Below are 21665 nucleotides of genomic sequence, written 5' to 3'. Positions count from 1 at the left end.
GCAAAGATCGGAGGAATTATTGCGAAAATCGGATCAATGATCCGGCGCGTCGGAGGCGGCAAGGCGGATGAATTTTGAACTGATCGACCTGAAGGCCTTCGTCGCCGTGGCGGAGTTGGGCAGCTTTCACCGGGCGGCCAAGCTGCTGAACCTGTCGCAACCAGCGCTGAGCCGCCGCATCCAAAAGCTGGAGGAGACGTTGGGCGTCGCCCTGCTCGAACGTTCCACCCGGCATGTGGCGCTGACCATGGTCGGGCGCGACTTCATCCCGAAGGTGCAGCGGTTGCTGGATGATTTCGAGACGTCGCTGATGGGAATCCATGATCTGGGAACCCGCAGCGGCGGGCAGATCTCCATCGCGGCGGTGCCGACCACGGTGTTCTATTTCCTGCCCCGCGCCATCAGCGGCTTCAGCGACGCCTTCCCCCGCATCCGCTTCCGCATCCTTGATTTGGGCGCCAACGAGGGGTTGGAGGCGGTGGCGCGCGGCGAGGCCGATTTCGGCATCAACTTCATCGGCGCCTCGCACCCCGACATTGATTTTCAGCCATTGGCCGAGGATCCCTTCGTCCTGGCCTGCCGCCACGATCACCCGCTGGCCGCGCGCGAGACGGTGACGTGGAGCGAGTTGGCGGCGCACCGCATCATCACGGTGGGGCGGACCAGCGGCAACCGCGCCCTGATCGACAACACGCTGGCCGAACATGGCCTGAAGCTGACCTGGTCCTACGAGGTCACGCATCTGTCAGGGTCGCTGGGACTGGTGGAGGCCGGGTTGGGCGTGGCGCTGCTGCCCAAGCTGGCCACCCCGGCGCAGGGCCACCCGATCATCCGCACCGTCCCGCTGGTCCACCCAAAAATCTCGCGCACCATCGGCGTGGTCCGCCGCCACGGCGCGGTGCTGTCGCCGATGGCGGCGCGCTTCCTCGACACTCTGCTGGGGGCCTGGAAGCCGTGATGATCCCGTCAACCGGCAACAATCATATCGATTCCCATATCAAAACCGTCCGAAATCGCATTGGACAGTTATGATATGGACGCATAAAGTACGTTCATCAAACAATCAATGATCCGGTGCCCCGACCGAAAACAACCCGGCTCGGCGCATCGGATCGGACGCTTATCGACAGCACAGCCAATCCAACCGGGGCGCGTCGCGCGGTCCGGCAACGCATTCGCCTGCAAAAACGACCCATAAAATTTTAGGGAGTGAGGAACGATGTCCATGACTTGGCTGAAGTCCGCCGTCGCCGCCACGGCGGTTGTCGCCCTGTTCGCCGGTGTCGCCCCGGCTCAGGCCGCCGACGGCAAGCTGGTGGTCGGCTTCTCGCAAATCGGATCGGAATCCGGTTGGCGCGCCGCCGAAACCAAGACGGCCAAGGCCGAAGCCGACAAGCGCGGCATTGATTTGAAAATCTCCGACGCTCAGCAGAAGCAGGAAAACCAGATCAAGGCCGTGCGGTCCTTCGTGGCCCAGGGGGTGGACGCCATCTTCATCGCCCCGGTGGTCGCCACCGGCTGGGATTCGGTGCTGAAGGAAGCCAAGGAGGCCAAGATCCCGGTCGTCCTGCTCGACCGTCAGATCGACACGAAGGACAACAGCCTCTACATGACCGCCGTCACCTCCGACACGGTGCATGAAGGCCGGGTGGCTGGCGAATGGCTGGCCAAGAAGACCAGCGGCAAATGCGCGGTGGTCGAGTTGCAGGGCACCGTCGGCTCCTCCCCCGCCATCAACCGCAAAAAGGGCTTTGACGAGATCGTCGCCAAGAATCCCGGCATGAAGATCGTCCGCACCCAGTCCGGCGACTTCACCCGCGCCAAGGGCAAAGAGGTGATGGAAAGCTTCATCAAGGCCGAAAATGGCGGCAAGGGCATCTGCGCCGTTTACGCCCACAACGACGACATGGCGGTCGGCGCCATCCAGGCGATCAAGGAAGCCGGTTTGAAGCCCGGTTCGGACATCCTCGTCGTGTCGATTGACGGCGTTCCCGACATCTTCAAGGCGATGGCGGAGGGCACGGCCAACGCGACGGTGGAGCTGACCCCCAACATGGCGGGTCCGGCGTACGACGCGCTGATCGCCTACAAGAAGACTGGGACGTTGCCCGCCAAATGGATCCAGACGGAATCCGCGCTGTTCACCCCGGAAACCGCCAAAGCCGAGTATGAGCGCCGCAAGGACGCTTACTGATCGGCGTTTCTCTACGGCGCGGGGGGCGCCGGTCGGAGGTGGGGGTTGCGGCGCCGGTGACGCGGGCGCGGCAACCCCCGTTCCGTCCCCGGAACCGGCGTTTGGCCCCCCGGTTACTGGTCAGTCAGGCGAGGTTTTTCATGACGCATCCCCACGCCCCGCCGCTGCTGGCGATCCGGGGGCTGTCCAAGGCGTTTCTTGGCGTCCAGGCGCTCGACGGCGTTGATTTCACCCTGCGCCATGGCGAGGTGCACGCGCTGCTGGGGGAAAATGGCGCGGGCAAATCCACCCTCATCAAGACGCTGACCGGCGTTTACCAGCGCGATGGCGGCACAATCGCCCTGTGCGGCGAGGAGATCGCCCCGCGCAGCGTCGAAGACGCCCAGCGCCTGAACATCGGCACGGTCTATCAAGAGGTCAATCTGCTGCCCAACCTGTCGGTGGCGGAAAATCTGTTCCTCGGGCGGCAGCCGATGCGTTTCGGGCTGGTGGACCGGGCGGCGATGCGGCGGCGGGCGCGGGTGATTCTCGACGGCTACGGCCTGTCCATCGACGTGGCGGCCCCCCTTCAGCGCTTTTCCGTGGCGACTCAGCAAATCGTCGCCATCGCCCGTGCGGTGGACATGTCGGCCAAGGTGCTGATCCTCGACGAGCCGACCGCCAGCCTGGACGCGCAGGAGGTGGCGGTGCTGTTCGACGTCATGCGCGGGTTGAAGGCGCGCGGCATCGGCATCGTCTTCGTCACCCATTTCCTCGATCAAGTGTACGCGGTGTGCGACCGCATCACCGTGCTGCGCAACGGTCGTCTGGTCGGCGAACGCCGCGCCGCCGATCTGCCCCGGCTCGATCTGGTCGCCATGATGCTGGGTCGGGAGCTGGAGGCGGCGTCCCACCGGCTGGCCCAGCCCGAGGAGATCGACGACAGCCGCCCGCCGCTGGTGCGTTTCCAGGGTTTCGGCAAGACGCGCAGCGTCGCCCCCTTCGATCTCGACATCCGGCCCGGCGAGGTGGTCGGGTTGGCCGGTCTGCTCGGCTCCGGGCGGACGGAGACGGCGCGGCTGGCCTTCGGCGTGGACCGGGCCGACAGCGGCAGCGTGACGGTCGATGGCGAAAAAACCCAACTGCGCGGCCCGCGCGAGGCGGTGCGGCTGGGCTTCGGCTATTGCCCGGAAGACCGCAAGAAGGAGGGCATCGTCGGCGCCCTGTCGGTGCGGGAAAACATCATTCTGGCGCTTCAGGCCCGGCAAGGCTGGCTGAAGCCGATCCCCCGCCGCCGCCAGCAGGAGATCGCCGACCGCTTCATCCGCCTGCTCGACATCCGCACGCCGGACGCCGAACGCCCGATTCAGCTGTTGTCGGGTGGCAACCAGCAAAAGGCGCTGCTGGCGCGCTGGCTGGCGACCGAACCGCGTTTCCTGATTTTGGACGAGCCGACGCGCGGCATCGACGTCGGCGCGCACGCCGAAATCATCCGGCTGATCGAACGGCTGTGCGCCGACGGCATGGCGCTGCTGGTGGTGTCGTCGGAGCTTGAGGAGATCGTCGCCTACAGCCGCCGCGTCATCGTGCTGCGCGACCGCCACCATGTCGACGTCCTGCGCGGGGAGGATGTGAGCGTCGAACGGATCGTCGCCTCCATCGCCTCGGAATCGCCCCCATCACCCGTGCCCCCATCACCCGTTGCGGAGGTCCGGCCATGAGCCTGTCGCTGTCCGGCTCCACCCGCAATCTGCCGCAATATGGCGCGCTGGTCGCCGTGCTGCTGGCCAATTGGTTGCTGTTTCCCGATTTCTTTTCCATCCGTTTGCAGGATGGCCGTCTGTTCGGCAGTCTGGTCGATGTGATGAACCGGGGCGCGCCGGTGGCGCTGCTCGCCATCGGCATGACCATGGTCATCGCCACGCGCGGCGTCGATCTGTCGGTCGGCGCGATCATGGCGATTTCCGGGGCCATCGCCGCCACCATGACGCAAGCCGGTTGGGGGCTGTCGGCGGTGCTCGCCGCGTCGCTGGCGTCCGGCCTGTTGTGCGGGCTGTGGAACGGCGTGTTGGTCGCCGTGCTGCGCATTCAGCCGATCATCGCCACCTTGATCCTGATGGTCGCCGGGCGCGGCATCGCCCAACTTGTCACCGAGGGGCAGATCGTCACCTTCGTCAGCCCCGATCTGGCCGCCATCGGCAGCGGATCCTTTCTGACCGTGCCAATGCCGGTGGTGTTGACCGTCGCCATGCTGGGGTTGACCGCGCTGTTGGTGCGGATGACGGCCCTGGGGCTGATGATCGAATCGGTCGGCGTCAACCGGCTGTCCAGCGCCTACGCCGGGGTCAACACGCCGGTCATCCTGATCGCCGTCTATGTCTGGTGCGGGCTGTGCGCCGCCGTCGCCGGGTTGATCGTGACCGCCGACATCCGGGGGGCCGACGCCAATAACGCCGGTCTGTGGCTGGAACTGGACGCCATCCTGGCGGTGGTGGTCGGCGGAACCTCCCTGCTGGGCGGGCGCTTCGGGCTGCTGATGTCGGTGGTGGGGGCGGCGATCCTTCAGGCGATGAACACCGGCATTCTGTTGAGCGGCTTCAAGCCGGAATTCAACCTGATCGTCAAGGCGGCGGTGCTGCTGGTGGTGTTGCTGGCCCAATCGCCCGCCTTGACCACTCTGCTGCCCCGCCCGCGCGGCGCCCAGCCCATCAAACCCCACCCCGTCGCGCCGAAAAGGACCACGCCATGATCCAGCGTTTCCTGCCGCTGATCGTCACCATGGCGGTGCTGGTCGTCGGCTTTCTGCTGTGCGCCGCGCAGTTTCCCAATTTCGCCTCCCTCCGAGTGGTCGGCAATCTGTTGACCGACAACGCCTTTGTCGGCATCGCGGCGGCGGGCATGACCTTCGTCATCCTGTCGGGCGGCATCGACCTGTCGGTGGGGGCGGTGATCGGCTTCACCACCGTGCTGCTGGCCGTGCTGATCGAACAGGCGGGGATTCACCCGATGGTCGCCTTCGCCCTCGCCCTGATTGTCGGGGCCGGGTTTGGGGCGGCGATGGGGGCGGTGATCCATTGGTTCCAGATGCCGCCCTTCATCGTCACGCTGGCCGGAATGTTCATCGCGCGCGGCGTCAGCTTCGTCCTGACCACCGATTCTCTGCCGATCAACCACCCACTCTACAGCGATTTGAACGAGGTGGCGTGGCGCTTTTCCGGCGGCGGACGGCTCAGCCTGCCCGCGATGCTGCTGCTGGGCGTCTTCGCGCTGTCGATGCTGCTGGCCCATTGGACGCGCTTTGGCGCCAACATCTACGCGCTGGGCGGCAACCGCCACTCGGCGGAGCTGATGGGCGTGCCGGTGGCCCGCACCACGGTCGGCGTCTACGCCCTGTCGGGGCTGCTGGCCGGGTTGGCCGGGATCGTCTTTTCGCTCTACACCGGGGCGGGCTATTCGCTGGCGGCGACGGGGGTGGAGTTGGACACCATCACCGCCGTGGTGATCGGCGGCACGCAATTGACCGGCGGCTATGGTCTGGTGCTGGGCACCTTTGGCGGGGTGCTGATCCAGGGCTTGATCCAGACCTACATCACCTTCGACGGCACCATGAGCAGTTGGTGGACCAAGATCGCCATCGGCGTGCTGCTGTTCGTCTTCATTCTGTTGCAAAAGGGCTTGCTGGCGGTCTGGTCCGACCGCGACGGCGACCCGGCGGAGGCCTGAAGCCCGTGAGCGTCACCCGTTTCATCTTCGACCACGCCGCCGACGGAACCCCGGTGGAGGGCGTGACTCTGACCAGCCCGGCGGGGGTGTCGGCCACCCTGATCGCGCACGGCGCGCGTCTGGTCCGCCTGCTCGCCCCCGACCGCGCCGGAACGCTGTCCGACGTGGTGTTGGGCTTCGACCGGCTGTCCGATTACCTGGAGAGCAGCGCCTATTTCGGCGCGACCTGCGGGCGTTACGGCAACCGCATCGGCGGCGCGGCGTTCACGCTGGACGGCGTCCGGCATGATTTGAGCGTCAATGAGCCGCCGAACCATCTGCATGGCGGGGCCGACGGCTTCGACCGGCGGCTGTGGGCGATGGCGGTGGAGGAGGCGGAGAACGCCGTCACCTTCACCCTGCGCTCGCCCGACGGCGACCAGGGCTATCCGGGGGAACTTCTCGCCCAAACCTGCTATCGCTTGACGGCGGACGGGACGCTGGACATCCGGATGACGGCGACGACCGACGCGCCGACCATGGTCAATCTGGTCCATCACAGCTATTGGAACCTCGCCGGACACGCGGCGGGCGACGTGCGCGACCACCGCCTGACCGTACTGGGCGGCGCGATCACCCCGGTGGACGACGGCCTGATTCCCACCGGCGCCCGTCTGTCGGTGGACGGCACGCCGTTCGACCTGCGCGACGGGCCGCTGTTGGCCGACGCGCTCGACGCCCTGGGCGGAACAGTTGGAGGCGGAACGGTTGGGGGCGGAACGACCGGCTTCGACCACAATTGGTGTCTGGACGGCGGAACGGAAGATGTGCGTCTGGTGGCGCGCCTGGACCACCCGCCCACAGGCCGCCGCCTGGAGCTACTGTCCGACCAGCCGGGCTTGCAGGTCTACACCGGCGGGTATCTCAGCGCGGCGATCATCGGCAAGAACGACCAACCCTACCGCCCCTTCGCCGGGATCGCGCTGGAAACCCAGCGCTTTCCCAACAGCCCGAACATCGGAGATTTCCCCTCCGCCCGGCTGGAGCCGGGGCGGCGTTATGAGCACCGGATGGAGTTGCGGGTGACGGCGGGGGCGTGATGGAGGGCACCCCGACCCACTTGCAACGCGCAATGACTCAAAAGGGAGAGATTGCCCAGGCGGGGAGCACTTGTGGCCGCCACCTTTGGATGAGCGGACGGATTCATTGATCTTGATGCAAACATGCGCTACCAAAAGAAGAATTTCATTTTCTGATTGTTGGGGCAATGCCTGTATTTCCAGACGTTTTTCGATTGGAACACCTTGCAGGACCGCGCCGTCTCGCGTTTGAAAAACCAGAGGACGCTTTCCAGCAACTCGTGGGCGATTGGATTCTGGAGCTTGATCCCGGCGCGACGGCGACCTCGACAACGGGCCAAGACGGCGCCATCGACCAGTGGTTCGAACGGGATCGTCACAGCACCGGCCTGTTCTCCGATGCACCCTTTCCCATCATCGTCGAATGCAAACATCATACGGAGAAGTCGGAAAACCTCGCCGACAATATTTTCAGAGGTTGGGACGAGGTTCAAAAAAAGCTGGAAAGACAGGCGGCGGATGGCTGGCAGGGTCTCTATCGGCCATGGCTTCGGGCGAAAGGCTACCTCTATTGCGTTTCGGCCCGCCCAACCAAACAGACCTACGATGATCTGACCGCAAGGATAGAGAATTTTTTCGCCGGACTTCCGGCGGAGCGGCGACCGCCAATCAGCTGGGTGAAGGTGCTGGATTGGTCGATGCTGCGCAGCGCCTTTGACCGGCACGCGCGCCTGCGCGACGCTTGGCTGGGGGTCAAGGTCGAAGGGCTGCAAGACCATGCGGATTTTGAGGCTGGGTTGCAGGGAACACGCTCCTACCTCAAGGCCGACCATCTCGCCTTCATACCCCCTTCTGACACGGCGCCCCATCATCCCGACCGTGTGATGGCGCGGTTGGAGGAGGTTGGCGATCACATGGGGGTGCTGTTGGGCGGGGTCGGCGGCATCGGCAAAACACGCACCGCTGTCGAGGTCGCCCGCCGCGCCGTGCGAAAAGGGTGGCGGGTTCTCCACGCCACCGACAGCGCCAACAAACTGACCGTCGCGGCCATCGCGGACGGGGTTCTGCCGGGCATTGAGACGGCGCCGGTCCTGCTGATCGTCGATTATCTGGAACAATGTGAGGCGTTGAACAACCCTGAGAATCTGCGGGCGCTGCGCCAACAGGTGACAGCCCGCGCCGCGCCGCAGGGCGGCCGCTTTGCAATTCTGGCCCTGGCCCGATCCTGGGCGGTGGAGCGCAGACAGGACGATTGGCGGGCGTTTTTCGACATCCGCCCCATGGTCGTGGAAGACGCGCAGCGGGACGCCATTTTGCGGTCGATGGTGACGACCGTCGCCCCGCGCGCCTGCGCGCGGCACGGGTTGGACCACCTGTTGGAAGCGACCGGCCAACGCCCCATCATCGCCCTGTTCATCGCCCGAGAGATCGAACATTGCGAAACGCAGGACAACCGACCAAGCGATGTGGCGGCGCTGCTGGCCCGCGCCCGTCGGGACGGCCCCAATCTGGGCGGCTGGCTGGAACGCCGCCTGAAGAAAGATGGCCTGTTGCCAAAGTTGGATCAGGATCAGGATCAGCTTCTTCCAGCACCGGATCCACGCGCCACCATCATCGCTGCTGGGGCTGTGCTCACAGCGACTCCTCTGGCCCGCCACAAATTGCCAATGGTGGCGTTAACCGCTTTACTCACAGCTCAAAGCGCCACGAGGAATGATAATGCCGAGCGGGGCGCTAAGGGCATGATCGACACCCTGTTCGCGATGGGATGGGTGGAAGGCGATGGTGATTACGCCCTCGCCGCCCACGACGTCGTCACGGACGAAATTGTTGAGAAGTGCCTGTATTTTGACAGCCGCCGCCCCCGCGTGGCGGTGCTGGCCGCCCTGCTGAGTCCCGGACTGGAAGATGTCCGCGTCCTTGGGCGCTGCGCCACCACCTTCGCCCGCGCCTTTGGCCTGCTGGAGGAGGACCGGCGGGCGGGCTTGGAAAGCGCCCTGAGCGATTGGCTCCATCAGCATTCAGGCGCGTTCCAACGGGCCTTGGTGAGCGACACGCCGGACACGGTCGGCTACGCGCTGGGGGCGATGCTCGAATCCCCGCTGGCCGCCGGGCTGTTCGCCAATTGGCAACCGTTGATCGCGCCGTGGCTTGCGTTTGCCGACACGATTCATGAGGCGCGCCATCTGCTGGCGCGCGCGATCCAGCGGGGACCGGAGGGGCATTTCGCGATGTTCCGGGATTCGGTGTGGCGCTGGATCGACAGCAACGGCGCCACACCGGCGGCAACCCACCTGATCGCGCCCTTGCTGCGGCGCAACGACCTGGACCAGAACGACCACCTCAAAACCATCGCCGCCGCCCTGCGCTGGCTGGACAAGCACCCAACCGACCTTGACGCGCAGTTCGTTTTGTTTCCGTTGCTGGGGCGGGTGGATCTCGCCGCCAAACAGAGCGCTGAGGCTTGCGCGCGCGCGTTTGGGTGGTTGGACAAGCACGGGCAACGGGCCGAGGCCGGGTTTGTTTTGGCTCCGTTGCTGAAGCGGGCGGACCTCACCGCCGAACAGAGCGAGGCGGCTCGCACGCGCGCGTTCGGGTGGTTGGAGGAGCACGGGCCACAGGCCGAGGCCGGGTTTGTCTTGGCTCCGTTGCTGAAGCGGGCGGACCTCACCGCCGAACAGAGCGAGGCGGCTCGCACGCGCGCGCTCGGGTGGTTGGACAAGCACGAGCAACGGGCCGATGCCGATTTTGTTTTGGCTCAGTTGCTGGGCCGGACGGACCTCACTCCCGAACAGAGCGAGGCGGCTTGCACGCGCGCGCTCGGGTTGTTGGAGAAGCACGGGCAACGGGCCGAGGCCCGGTTTGTTTTGGCTCCGTTGCTGGAGCGGTCAGACCTCGCAGCCGAACAGAGCGAGGAAGCTCGTAAGCGCGCGTTCGGGTGGTTGGAGGAGCACGGGCTACGGGCCGAGGCGGGGTTTGTTTTGCCTCCGTTGCTGGGGCGGAAGGATCTGGGCGTGCGCGGGAAAGACGCCATTGAGATCGGTTTGGCGTGGTTGCAAGCGCATCCGACCGGCGTGGAGGCGGCCTTTGTCCTGCCGCCTCTTTTGGGTCGCCAGGATCTGGACCATCAGGCTGCGCCCGCGTTGAGGTCCGCCCATCATTGGCTGGGTCATTCGGACAACGCGCTGACGGTGGACGCGTCCCACATCATCAAACAGCAGCTTCGCCTCTGGCGGTCTCTGGATGACGACCAGCGTGATCGGTGCGTGGACTGTGGTTTCGCATGGATCATGCGTCATTGGCGGCGTTCTGAAGCTGATTTTCTCATCAACCGATTCTTACGCGGCCCACTGTTGTCCCCGGAACGCTGGCGATCCGTGGCGGCGCGGGCGTTGGTGCGTGTCAGAACATCGAAACGGGCGGGGCGAGCCTTCACTGTGGCGGCGTTGCTCACCCGGCCCGACATGTTCCATCGCCCGCAAACGGTTTTCCGGTTGTTTGCCTATTATTTTGACGCCGCCACGCAGCCCAGCGAGGCAAAAAGCGTCATCCCACCGGCAGCGGGGGTGCGCCTCATCAAATGGCTTTTTGCATCCGCGCGCGCGTCAACCCGCAAATTTCCGGCCGTGACGGCGGTGGTTGTGGATTATGTCGAAACGCGTTGGCCGAAGCACGAGGTCGATGGGTACGCCAACATCCTGGCTCCCCTGCTGCCGATGGCGCACCGCAGCGGCGATGCCCAGGTGATCGAACGCACGGGCGGCTTGATCGAGCGTTTTCATCAAACGGCCACCGCCGACGGTGTGCGGGCGTTTGATCGGGCCAGCCAGAGTCTGTTGGATGGCGGGGCATGGTCGGATCCGGCACAGGCGGCGGCGGCTTTGGCCCGGTTGAAGGGGGAAAAATCCCCTCCGTGACGCTGCTGGGGTTTTCAGCGTGCTTCCGTGGCCCGTGGCCCCGGCTTCGCCGTTTTGGCCGCCGGGCGTGACAGCAAATCCAGGAACCGTTCCAGCACCAGATTGGGTTGCGCGCCTTTTTGCGTGACGGCGTGGAAGGTCACGCTGTAACGGTGGCTGTCGGGCAGCATGGCGCGCATGGCGCCGCGTTCCACCCATTGGCGGGCGTAGTGGGTGGGCAGGAAGCCGACGTAGCAGCCGGTCAGCACCAGAAAGGCCACGCCCTCGCGGTCGGTCGCCGTCGCCGTGGCGTTGAGCGCGTGGGGTTGTTGGGCTTGGGTTGGGGCGACGGCGTCGGCGGATTCCACCGCGTCGCGGGTGATGGCGTCCGGCGCCGTGTCGAACAGCGGGTGGCCCTTGCCGCAATAGAGTTGCGATTCCTCCTCGTACAGGGCGAAGCGGGCGAGGCCGGGAAGGGCGCGGCGGGCGGGGACGACGCCGATGTGAAGGCGGCCGTCCAGAACGCCGCGCTCGATCTCGTTGGGCGGAATCATGCGGATGTTCACCCGCACGTCGGGGGCCTGGGTCTTCAGCCCGCGCAGCGCGTCGGTCACGCGCATTTGCGGCAGGGTGACGAGGTTGTCGGTGATGCCGATGTTCAATTCGCCGCGCAAGCGGCCATGGGCCGTGTTGATCTCGCTGCGAAAACTCTCCAACCCGGCGAGCAGGCGCAAGGCCGCCTCATAGGCCAGACGCCCCTCGTCGGTCAAAAGGAACCCGGCGCGGCCCCGGCGGCACAGGCGCAGGCCCAGGCGGCGCTCCAGATCGGCCATGTGCAGGCTGATGGCGGCGCGGCTGATGTTCAACTCCACCTCCGCCGCTGAAAAGCCGCCGCACTCCACCACCGTTTTGAAGACGCGCAGCAGGCGGATGTCGGTGTCGGTCACGGGGGACAGCGGGCGCGGGGGCTTGCTCATGATGGCGGCTCGATAGGTAAGGAAACGCTTGCCTGAAGTTTGAACAGTTTGGATTTAACCACATCCATGCGCCCGGCACACTGTCCGCGTTGTTGCTCTTTCACCGTGACGCGAACGCAGGAGAATGGACGGATGGCCCCCTTGGACAATGACCGTGGCGCTGGACTGGACAAGGCGGCGGGCCTGACCCGCGCGGAGCTGGACGCCCATTGGATGCCCTTCACCGCCAACCGCGAGTTCAAAGAGAATCCGCGCGTCATCGTGAAGGCCGAAGGGGCGTGGTATTGGGACGCGCAGGGCCGCAAGATTTACGACAGCCTGTCCGGCCTGTGGTGCTGCGGCGCCGGTCACAACCGCAAGGAAATCACCCAGGCGGTGGCCGAACAGATGGCCCAGCTTGATTACAGCCCCGGTTTCCAATACGGCCATCCGGCGTCCTTCAAGCTGGCGCACAAGCTGGCCTCGATGACCCCGGCGGGGCTGGACCATGTGTTCTTCGTCAATTCCGGGTCGGAAGCGACCGACACGGCGCTGAAGATGGCGCGGGCCTATTGGCGGCTGAAGGGGCAACCGGCGAAAACCAAGCTGATTGGGCGGTCCAAGGGCTATCACGGCGTCAATTTCGGCGGCATCAGCCTGGGCGGCATCGGCGGCAACCGCAAGCTGTTCGGCCAGGGCGTGGACGCCGACCATCTGCCGCACACCCTGCTGCCGCAGAATCTCTTCACCAAGGGCATGCCCGACGAGGGGGCCGAACTGGCCGACGCGCTGGAGGAATTGGTCGCCCTGCACGACGCGTCGAACATCGCCGCCGTGATCGTCGAGCCGCTGGCCGGGTCCGCCGGTGTGCTGCCGCCGCCCAAGGGCTATCTGGAGCGGCTGCGCGCCATCTGCGACAAGCACAGCATCCTGTTGATCTTCGACGAGGTCATCACCGGCTTTGGCCGCATGGGCGCGGCCTTTGGCGCCGACGCCTTCGGCGTGGTCCCCGACATCATGAACGTCGCCAAGGGCCTGACCAACGGCGCGATTCCGATGGGCGCGGTGGTCGCCAGCCATGAGATCTATCAGACCTTCATGGACAATGGCGGGCCGCGCTACATGGTGGAATTCCCGCACGGCTACACCTATTCCGCCCACCCGGTGGCCTGCGCGGCGGGCATCGCCGCGCTCGACCTGTTTGAAAAGGACAAGCTGGCGGAGAAGGCCGCCGCGCTCGCCCCGCATTTTGAAACGGTCCTGCATGGGTTGAAGGGGCTGAAGCACGTCGCCGACATCCGCAACTACGGCTTGGCGGGCGCCGTCACCATCGCCGCCCTGCCGGGCGAACCGGCCCGCCGCCCCTATGAGATCGCCATGAAATGCTGGGACGCGGGCTATTACGTCCGCTATGGCGGCGACACCCTGCAATTCGGCCCGCATTTCCTGACGACGCCGGAAGACCTCGACGGCCTGATGAACGTCGTCGCCGACGCCATCCAAGCCACCGCCTGACGTGATGACGGACCAACCAACCATGACCATTCTTCCGCACCTGATCGGCGCCAAGACCGACGCCCCCGCCGACAGCCGCACCGCCGACATCGTCAACCCGGCGACGGGGGAGGTGACGGGCCGGGTGGCGCTCGCCTCCCGCGCCACGGTGGAGGAGGCGATCGCCGCCGCCGAAGCCGCCTTCCCGGCCTGGCGGGCCACCCCGCCCGCCAAGCGGGCGCGCGTGATGTTCCGCTTCAAGCAGTTGTTGGAAGACAATCTTGACCGCATCTGCGCGCTCATCACGCAGGAGCATGGCAAGGTGCTGGACGACGCGCGCGGCGAGCTGACGCGCGGCATCGAGAATGTCGAATACGCCTGCGGCGTCCCGGAATTGCTGAAGGGCGAGCATTCCAAGAATGTCGGGCCGGGGGTGGATTCCTGGTCGGAATTCCAGCCGCTGGGCGTCGTCGCCGGGATCACGCCCTTCAATTTCCCGGCGATGGTGCCCTTGTGGATGTACCCCATCGCCATCGCCAGCGGGAACACCTTCGTCCTGAAACCGTCGGAGCGTGACCCAAGCTCGGCCCTGCTGGTCGCCCAACTGGCGCTGGAGGCCGGGTTGCCCCCCGGCGTGCTGAACGTCGTGAACGGCGACAAGGCGGCGGTGGACACGCTGCTGACCGACCCGCGCGTTCAGGCGGTCAGCTTCGTCGGATCGACCCCGGTCGCCGAATATGTCTACGCCACCGGCACGGCCAATGGCAAACGGGTGCAGGCGCTGGGCGGGGCGAAGAATCACGCCATCGTCATGCCCGACGCCGATCTGGACAACGCCGTCAGCGCGCTGATGGGGGCGGCCTATGGCTCCTGCGGCGAACGCTGCATGGCGATTTCGGTGGTGGTCGCCGTCGGCGACGCGGTGGCCGACCGTCTGGTCGAAAAGCTGGCGGTCGAGCTGCGCGGCCTGAAGGTCGGGGCCGGAACCTCGGCGGGCTGCGAGATGGGGCCGCTCGTCACCCGCGCCCATTTCGACAAGGTGAAGGGCTACGTCGATCAAGGCGTGCGCGAAGGGGCCGAACTGGTCGTCGATGGCCGGGGGCTGGTGGTGCCGGGCCACGAGAACGGCAATTTCCTGGGCGGCTGCCTGTTCGACCGCGTCACGTCGGACATGGCGATCTATAAGGAGGAGATCTTCGGCCCGGTCCTCTGCGTCGTCCGCGTCAAGACGATGCAGGAGGGGATGGACCTGATCGACTCCCACGAATACGGCAACGGCACCTGCCTGTTCACCCGCGACGGCGAGGCCGCCCGTTACTTCAGCGACATGATTAAGGTTGGCATGGTCGGCATCAACGTGCCGCTGCCGGTGCCGGTCGCCTATCACAGCTTCGGCGGCTGGAAACGCTCGCTGTTCGGCGATTTGTCGGCTTACGGCCCCGATGGCGTGCGCTTCTACACCCGGCGCAAGACGGTCAGCCAGCGCTGGCCGACCGGCGGCGTGCGCGAAGGGGCGCAGTTCGCGTTCCCGTCCATGAAATGAAAAGCGGGAAATGAAAAGCGGGGCCGCTGATGACGTCAGCGGCCCCGTTCCTTTGCGCCACCGTCGATGACCGGCTCAGTCCACGGACCAGCGGGTCATGCGGGGGAAGGGCGGCAGGCCATTGTCGCCCATGAAGGCGAAGACGCCGGAGTACCCGGTAAAATTGGCCTGGGCCAGAAACAACAGGCCATGATGCGTTCCCCGCGCCAGCCACTCCGCCATCGGGTGCTGGCCTTCATACTCGTGCAGCTTGTGCGTGCCGGGGAAGAAAATGCAGGCGGGCGGCAGGCCAAGATGCAGGGCGACCGCATAGGACCAGGCTTGGGCCATGAATTCGCCCCGCTGGGCCGCCACGGTGAGCAGAGGGTTGGCGGTCCCGTCCGGCTCCGTTTCTTCGGCGACCAGCGTCTCGATGCTGGTTTGGAGATCCGTCCCCAGCCGCGTCCAGTAACGCCGAGGCACGGCGACGATGTGCCCGGCCTCATGCAGAAGGTCGCCCGATCCGATCAGGGCGTCGGGGTCGACATGGATCACGCCGGCATGGATGTTCATGCCCGGCAGAAAGCCATTGCGCGCGCCCTCGCCATACTCAACGCCGACGCCCAAGCCACGCAGGAAGGTGACGATCGGATCCAGCGCTTCCGGGTGATACATCCGCCCTCTCCATAAAATCGCATTTTCCAGAGACTATTCCCTGAAAAAGGGATTTCAAGCAACCCTTACCCTTGCACGGAGTGTGGATTTCCCGTTGATCGTTCAACGCCGCCCCCAACGGGCGTCACAGCGCCTGAAGGAAATTCACCAGATCGGCCCGTTCCTGCGCCGACAGCCTCAAATTGAAGCGACCGTTGTAGAAGCCGACGACGGCGCCCAGCGTGGCCGCGCTTCCGTTGTGGAAATAGGGCGCGCGCGCCGCCAGACCGCGCAGGACCGGCACCTTCATCCGCCCGATGTCGCTGCACCGCCCCGTGACCATCGCCTGTCCAGGATCGGTGACGGTGAAGGTCCGGCCCGACAGCGGCCCCGCCGTGCAGGTCAGGGTCAAGACCGGCAGCGCCGACACGTCGAGCGCGGGCGGAACGGCGGCGGAAACGCCGATGTTCATCAGGGCGTTCACCGAATGATTGCCGACGTTCGGCGTGTCGTGGCAGGTGCTGCAACTGCCGGAAACGCTGGTGTTGGCGGCGGTGGTCAGACCAGGAACATTGTTGATGGTGAAGGCGCGCGTGTTGAAAATCTGCTCGCCGCGCGCGATGGATCGCCGCGCCTGCGTGGCGGCGTCGGCCCCGGTCAGGCTCTGCCACGCCGTGTAAAGCTTGAACACCACCCGGTCGAAACCGTTGGGATTGGCCGAATCATTGACGCCCACCGTGAAGGGCTGCTGGGCCAGCGTCGTCACCCCGCCGGTCGCGCCCAAGGCGTCCAACGCCCCCGCCGTGGCGTCCGTCGCCTGCGCGGTGTAGAGGCCGCTTTCAAAGGCGACCATCTGCGCCTGCTGCGCCAGCGTCGGCGCGCCGGTCGCCTGCGCGTGGCCCAGCGTGGCGCTGACCGCCTGCGTCGTCAGCGAGGCTTCGCGGCCATCCCACATGACGCTGGTCTGGAAACGCTGGTTGGTGGAGGGCAACGGGCGGCGGTAGACCGACAGCGTGCCGCTGGTCGGGCTGGTCAAACCCGTGCTGGCGTTGGTGTTGCAATCGTTGGGATCGCTGGCAACCGAAATGGTGAATTGCGCGTTGGCGGGAACCGGCAGGGCGATGCGGAACAGCCCCTTGCCCAACAGCAGCGAATAGGCGCGAAGCTGGGTCGCCGCCGTCGCGGTCGACGCGGTCGAACAGGTGGCCCCGTCGATCAGGCGGAACAGCGGATCGGCCCCTTGGGTCGCCTGGAAACGCGCGTTGACGCCGCGCGGGGTGACGCTCCAGCCCGCTTGCGGGTCATGGCAGGTGACGCAGCTCCGCCCGTTGGTTCCCAGAGATTGGAAAAAGGCGTTGTTGGCCGTCACCGTCGCCCCGTTGGCCTGAAAGCTGTCGGCCACGCCGGTCGGATCCGCCGCCGCCGTCAGCGCCTCAAGCAGCGACGGAACGCCGGTGGCCGTTTGGGCGAAGGCCAGGGTCGGGGCCAAAATGGCCGCGCCAACCAGGGCGGTCGCCGTTGTGGGAAGGCGTAGAGAGCGGGCTTTGCGCATGGCTGGCTCCAAGATGCGGTTGCAATTTATCTTGAATCCAATCTTTCCAGAACGCGCCCGCCCGCACAGTGACGACAGTCACAGATTGGCCATTTCCCTCACAATTCAATTTTGCAACAATTGAGACGGGCGCCCATCGTCACGGCGCCACAGAAAGCCGCGCCCGTCGGGCTGTTGCACGGAGCAAGTATGTGTGAGGGTGAACAGTGAATTGATGGCGATACGGTTCGAACCGAGGATCAGAAAAGCCCGGGTGATTCAATGTGTTCCAAACGCGCAACTTTGATTGGGACCTGATCTGCGGATCTCATCATGGCCCGCAGTCAATAGCGCCGCACCTTTAGAGGCCGGACACATGACAGCACCCGACCATTTTGCTACTTACTTCACTTCTCTTTTTGCGCAGAGGCGATCATCCACACATGAATCACATGTTTTTTGCCAGGGAAAGACATTTAATGGGTCCGGGCCCTAGGTGTGATGGCCGTCACACACTTCAATCGCGCGCAAAAGCTATCCTCCATCTCGCCTTTTTAAAGATGAGATAGCACTCGTCAACCGGGGGATGACAATGTCAGTAGTTTTAGGGACATCAGAAGCGGATTACTTGAGTGGGACGGCTAAGGACGACGATATTTCGGGGCTGGAAGGCAACGATACGCTGATTGGTGGAAAAGGCGTGGATATACTGCGTGGGGGAGACGGAGACGACCGTCTCTACGTCGATGCAGCCGATCTGCTGATCAGCGGAGGAGCCGGTGTCGATACCGCAATCATGCAGGGAACGACCGGCTTCACGCTGGACCTGGCCGCAACTGAAATCGAGCGCGTCTATGGCAGCGCGGGCGACGATACGCTGACTGCTTCGAATGCGCTCACAAATGTCTTCATCAACGGTCGAGGCGGGAACGACACGATCATCGGCAGTGGATTCAACGATCTCCTGCGCGGAGGGGATGGTAACGATCTGCTCCATGGGGGCGCGGGCGATGATACGCTCATCGGCGGACCCGGCTACGACACGCTACAGGGAGGCGATGGAAATGACCGCTTCTATCTCAGCGGTTACGGTGACTGGGTGGAGGGTGGCGACGGATATGACACCGTCGTCGTGCAGGGAAGCGAGTCCGTTTTCATCGACCTCGAATCTTCGAACATCGAGCGCGCCTATGGTGGCAGCGGAGATGATTACTTCTCTGGCGATAACCGTACGGTTGCCGTCGAAGTGAATTCTGGAGCCGGCAATGACTGGCTGATGGGAGGTTCCGGCAATGATACCCTGCGCGGCGGTGCTGGAAACGATTCCTTCGAAGCTGGTTCCGGCGCCGATGTGATCGTGGGGGGAGACGGTATCGACAAAGCCTATTTCTCCCGTTCCGCAGCAGCCATCACGGTCAACCTGAGCACCGGCATCGGGAGTGGTGGTGTTGCCGAGGGTGACAGCCTCAGCGGTATCGAGTTCGTTCAAGGATCCTACTACGGCGACGCTTTGATCGGAAACGCGTCGGCCAACCAGTTGGAAGGGTGGGAGGGCAACGACACGCTCTCCGGCGGCAAGGGCGACGATACCCTGATAGGAGGGAACGGCAGCGACCTTCTGATCGGCGGCGACGGTGCGGATGCCTTCCGCTTCCTCCGTTACGACATGGAGTCCGACATCATTCAGGATTTCCAAAGCGGGGTGGATCGCATCGAAGTCTATGGATGGTCGTATGGCAATCTTCCCGATGGAGTGTTGAGCGCGGACCTGTTCGCCTTGGATGCGCCAGCCGATGACAACGACCGATTCATCTTCAGCACCACGACCGGCGTTCTGTCTTACGACGCCGACGGAAGCGGTTCCGGTGCGGCGGTCACGATAGCGACGCTGAACGTCAGGACCTTGTCCGCTTCGGACATATTCTCGGTTCCGTACGGATCATAACGCTCTGGCCGGATAAGAAGGGGCGACGCATGGAACATCGTGTACGGTGCGGCGTGCGTCGCCGTCAGACCGAATTTGCGAGGGTCTGGACTCATCACCAGCGACCGAAGCGGCGCGTGACCAATTGGGCTGCTTATGATGCGGCCTTGCGTCGGCTCACAGCGAAGCTTTGCTTCGCCTGACGCTGTCAGCGCAAGCATCGCTTGCGCGAGAAGCGCGGCAGCCTCACCGTCTGGGTGAGCGACGAGGCGATCAAGCAGTGGAAGGCGGCGCCCCGCACGACACCGGACGGGCCGTCTCACCACTTGGACCTGGCGATCACCACGGCCCTGATGCTCAGCGCCACGGCGGCGACCGCTTCCACACAACGCGACCGTCACATCCAGATGATCGCGCAGACGGGTCGAATGGCCTGGCGGCGGGCCAGCGGCGACAACAAACGCGCCAGCGTGGAAAGCCAATGGCGCGTTTGAAGAGCGTCCTTGGCGAGGCGCTGCGCTTCCATTCCGATCAGGCGCAGGCCACCGAAGTCGCCATTGGCTCATGGTCCTCAACCGCATGCTCGACCTCGGTCGCCCGAACTCCGTCCGCGTCGCCTGAGCGAAGGAAAGGACAGGGGGGCATCATCGCCAAAATCACCTCCATGCAACGCGCCTAGCCATGCCAGACGGCGGCCTTCATCGTTCGCATCATGCCCATGGCGTGTTCCTCCGTTTGTTGTCTGTTTGGTTTGGAATCAGGCGAAGACCATGCCGCCATCGACCAGCAACGACTGGCCGGTCATGAAGTCGGAATCCGACGAGGCGAGGAAGCGCGCCACCCCGACCAGATCCTCGGGCGTCGAGGGTCGGCCCAGCACCGCGCCCGCCGCGAACATGTCGAAGGCCTCGTTCTCGGTCTTGGTGATGCCGGTGTCGCGGAAACCCTGGTCGATGATCTTCCACATTTCGGTGGCGACGACGCCGGGGCAAATGGCGTTCGCGGTGATCTTGTCCTTGCCGAAGCCGCGCGCCGCCGCCTGGGTCAGCGCCACCACGGCGAATTTGCTGGCCGAATAATGGGCCAGCGGCTCGTACCCCTGTTTGCCCGCGATGGACGCGGTGTTGATGATCTTGCCGCCGCCGCCTTGCGCCTTGAAGGTCTTGATCGCCTCCTGCATGCCGATCAGCACGCCCAGCGCGTTGACGTCGTTGACCATGCGCCAATCCTCCTCGGTGATGTCCAAGAAGGGCTTGGTCTGGGCGACGCCCGCGTTGTTGAAAATCACGTCGAGCCGACCATGGGCGGCGACCGCGTCGTCGATCATCTGGCGCACGGCGGCGCGGTCGCGGACATCGACAGTGACGGCGATGGCTGTCCCGCCCTCCGCGCGGATGGCCTCGGCGACGGACGCCGCGTCGTCGGCGTTGCGGTCGGCGATGGTCAGCCGGGCGCCGTCGGCGGCCAGCGCGCGGGCGATGGTCGCGCCGATGCCGCGCCCGGCCCCGGTGATGATGACGCTCTTGTCCTTCAGATTCGGCATGGTCAATCTCCAGGAATAGGCGCGCTCAAGCGCGCCGATTCCGGTCAAAGGGAAGGGTTCAGGCGGCTTTGCCGATGTGGTCCTTCAGCAAGGCGTTGACCTTGCTCGACGCCTCCATCTGCACCATGTGACCGGCGTTGGGGATGACCGCGACCCGTGCGGCGTCGCCCAGCGCGTTGGCGTGCGCGGCGGGGATGACGCGGTCCTCCTCCCCCCACACCACCAGAATCGGCGTCTTGGCGGCGGCGATGAGATCCGTCAGGACGCTGGACTGCGCGCCATCGGCGAACATCGCCGACGAGATCGCCGTCAGGGCGTCCTCGACGCCGTCCAACCGCTTGTACTTCAAAAGGTCGTCAATCAAGGACCGGCTGACAAGACCACGGTCGGCGAACAGCGTCTCCAAAACGGGCTTCAGGTCGCGGCGGGATGTCGCACCGACGAAGCCCTGGATGTAACCATGGTCGATCTCGCGCCCCAAACCGGCGGACGCGATCAACGACAGCGACGCCACCCGATCCGGCGCGTCCAAGGCCGTGCGCATCGACACCGCGCCGCCCATCGAATGGCCGATGAAATGGGCCTTGGCCAAACCGACATGGTCCATGAAGGCCAGCACCGCCGCCGACAGGCCCGACAGGCTGGGGTCGGCCACGCTCTTCGTCGATTGCCCATGGCCCGGCAGATCCAGCGCGTAGACGGTGGCGCTTTCGGCCAACGCGTCGATGCTGAACAGCCAATTGTCGAGATCGCCGCCAAAGCCATGGACCAGCAGAACCGCCGGGCCGCCCTCGCCGCGCGTAGCGTAACGGATGGTTCCGGCGGCGGTCTCGGCGAACAAATAGCGCGGGGTGGCGTCCGCCGCGTCGGCGTCGGCGTCCGCCGCCGGAACGACGAAACCGGCGATGAAGGCGTCGATTTCGTCGTCCGACACGTCGGGGTCGGCCAGCACGGCGATCAACGCCTTGACCGGGTAAACCGTGTCGTTTTCGCCCAACACCCGGCGCAGGACGCCGCTCTCCCCCGCTTCGACCACGTTGGTGATCTTGTCGGTTTCGACCTCCAGCAAGTCATCGCCAAGGGCGACGTGGTCGCCGGGCCGCTTCAGCCAGCCCGTGACCTTGCCTTCCGACATGGACAGGCCCCATTTGGGCATGACGATGGGTTTGATGCGCTCGTTCGACATGACAA

Annotated in this window: 16 protein-coding genes; 11 read left to right on the top strand and 5 right to left on the bottom strand. The window is 65.1% G+C overall.

Annotated elements, in window-relative coordinates; all coding sequences use genetic code 11:
* Positions 1-67 precede the first annotated feature (67 nt).
* The 7 genes from D3877_RS24815 to D3877_RS24785 all read left to right on the top strand — a co-directional run bounded on the left by D3877_RS24815 (position 68) and on the right by D3877_RS24785 (position 10871).
* Positions 68-958, top strand: a complete 891-nt coding sequence (locus D3877_RS24815) for a LysR family transcriptional regulator (RefSeq protein ID WP_119833465.1) — start codon at positions 68-70, stop codon at positions 956-958.
* A 267-nt stretch (positions 959-1225) separates the two neighbouring features.
* Positions 1226-2194: a galactofuranose ABC transporter, galactofuranose-binding protein YtfQ gene (gene ytfQ, locus D3877_RS24810; protein WP_274379645.1), complete on the top strand. Its 969-nt coding sequence runs from the start codon at positions 1226-1228 to the stop codon at positions 2192-2194.
* A gap of 140 nt (positions 2195-2334) precedes the next feature.
* Complete coding sequence (gene ytfR / locus D3877_RS24805; RefSeq protein ID WP_119833464.1) at positions 2335-3894, top strand: galactofuranose ABC transporter, ATP-binding protein YtfR; 1560 nt, start codon at positions 2335-2337, stop codon at positions 3892-3894.
* On the top strand, positions 3891-4922 hold the full coding sequence (locus D3877_RS24800; protein ID WP_119833463.1) for an ABC transporter permease: 1032 nt from the start codon (positions 3891-3893) through the stop codon (positions 4920-4922). The genes ytfR and D3877_RS24800 overlap by 4 nt, the downstream gene beginning before the upstream one ends.
* Positions 4919-5896: a galactofuranose ABC transporter, permease protein YjfF gene (gene yjfF, locus D3877_RS24795; RefSeq protein ID WP_119833462.1), complete on the top strand. Its 978-nt coding sequence runs from the start codon at positions 4919-4921 to the stop codon at positions 5894-5896. Before D3877_RS24800 ends, yjfF begins: the two co-directional genes overlap by 4 nt.
* Positions 5897-5901: 5 nt before the next feature.
* Positions 5902-6975, top strand: coding sequence for an aldose epimerase family protein (locus D3877_RS24790; protein ID WP_119833461.1), 1074 nt, complete (start codon positions 5902-5904; stop codon positions 6973-6975).
* Between the two features lie 260 nt (positions 6976-7235).
* Complete coding sequence (locus D3877_RS24785; protein ID WP_119833460.1) at positions 7236-10871, top strand: hypothetical protein; 3636 nt, start codon at positions 7236-7238, stop codon at positions 10869-10871.
* Between the two features lie 14 nt (positions 10872-10885).
* Here the strand turns inward: D3877_RS24785 and D3877_RS24780 are convergent, their stop codons facing one another.
* Positions 10886-11827, bottom strand: a complete 942-nt coding sequence (locus tag D3877_RS24780; protein ID WP_119833459.1) for a LysR family transcriptional regulator — start codon at positions 11825-11827, stop codon at positions 10886-10888.
* Between the two features lie 132 nt (positions 11828-11959).
* On the opposite strand from D3877_RS24780, the gene aptA reads away from it, so the two are divergent.
* On the top strand, positions 11960-13321 hold the full coding sequence (gene aptA, locus D3877_RS24775) for an omega-aminotransferase AptA (RefSeq protein ID WP_119833458.1): 1362 nt from the start codon (positions 11960-11962) through the stop codon (positions 13319-13321).
* A 22-nt stretch (positions 13322-13343) separates the two neighbouring features.
* Positions 13344-14843 carry a CoA-acylating methylmalonate-semialdehyde dehydrogenase gene (locus tag D3877_RS24770; protein ID WP_119833631.1) on the top strand — a complete coding sequence of 500 codons (1500 nt, stop codon included), beginning with the start codon at positions 13344-13346 and terminating at the stop codon, positions 14841-14843.
* A 75-nt stretch (positions 14844-14918) separates the two neighbouring features.
* Here the strand turns inward: D3877_RS24770 and D3877_RS24765 are convergent, their stop codons facing one another.
* A complete protein-coding gene (locus D3877_RS24765) occupies positions 14919-15497 on the bottom strand; it encodes a hypothetical protein (protein ID WP_119833457.1) in 579 nt (192 codons plus the stop codon).
* A 124-nt stretch (positions 15498-15621) separates the two neighbouring features.
* Entirely contained in the window at positions 15622-17028 is a 1407-nt protein-coding gene (locus D3877_RS24760) for a cytochrome c peroxidase (RefSeq protein WP_119833456.1), read from the bottom strand.
* Positions 17029-17593: 565 nt separating this feature from the next.
* Between D3877_RS24760 and D3877_RS24755 the strand changes: the two genes are divergently transcribed.
* Both D3877_RS24755 and D3877_RS31090 read left to right on the top strand, forming a co-directional pair.
* Positions 17594-18952, top strand: a complete 1359-nt coding sequence (locus D3877_RS24755) for a calcium-binding protein (RefSeq protein WP_119833455.1) — start codon at positions 17594-17596, stop codon at positions 18950-18952.
* Positions 18953-19155: 203 nt separating this feature from the next.
* Complete coding sequence (locus D3877_RS31090) at positions 19156-19425, top strand: transposase (RefSeq protein ID WP_199720949.1); 270 nt, start codon at positions 19156-19158, stop codon at positions 19423-19425.
* A 263-nt stretch (positions 19426-19688) separates the two neighbouring features.
* Here the strand turns inward: D3877_RS31090 and D3877_RS24745 are convergent, their stop codons facing one another.
* Both D3877_RS24745 and D3877_RS24740 read right to left on the bottom strand, forming a co-directional pair.
* Positions 19689-20474: an SDR family NAD(P)-dependent oxidoreductase gene (locus D3877_RS24745; RefSeq protein ID WP_119833630.1), complete on the bottom strand. Its 786-nt coding sequence runs from the start codon at positions 20472-20474 to the stop codon at positions 19689-19691.
* 58 nt (positions 20475-20532) lie between these two features.
* Positions 20533-21660 (bottom strand): acetoin dehydrogenase dihydrolipoyllysine-residue acetyltransferase subunit, encoded by a 1128-nt coding sequence (locus tag D3877_RS24740; RefSeq protein ID WP_119833454.1) that lies wholly within the window; start codon positions 21658-21660, stop codon positions 20533-20535.
* Positions 21661-21665: the final 5 nt, after the last annotated feature.

The sequence above is a fragment of the Azospirillum cavernae genome, from assembly GCF_003590795.1.
Classification (GTDB): Bacteria; Pseudomonadota; Alphaproteobacteria; order Azospirillales; family Azospirillaceae; genus Azospirillum; species Azospirillum cavernae.
The sequence above is the reverse complement of the archived record's forward strand: the minus strand, read 5'-3'. Positions and strand labels throughout refer to the sequence as shown.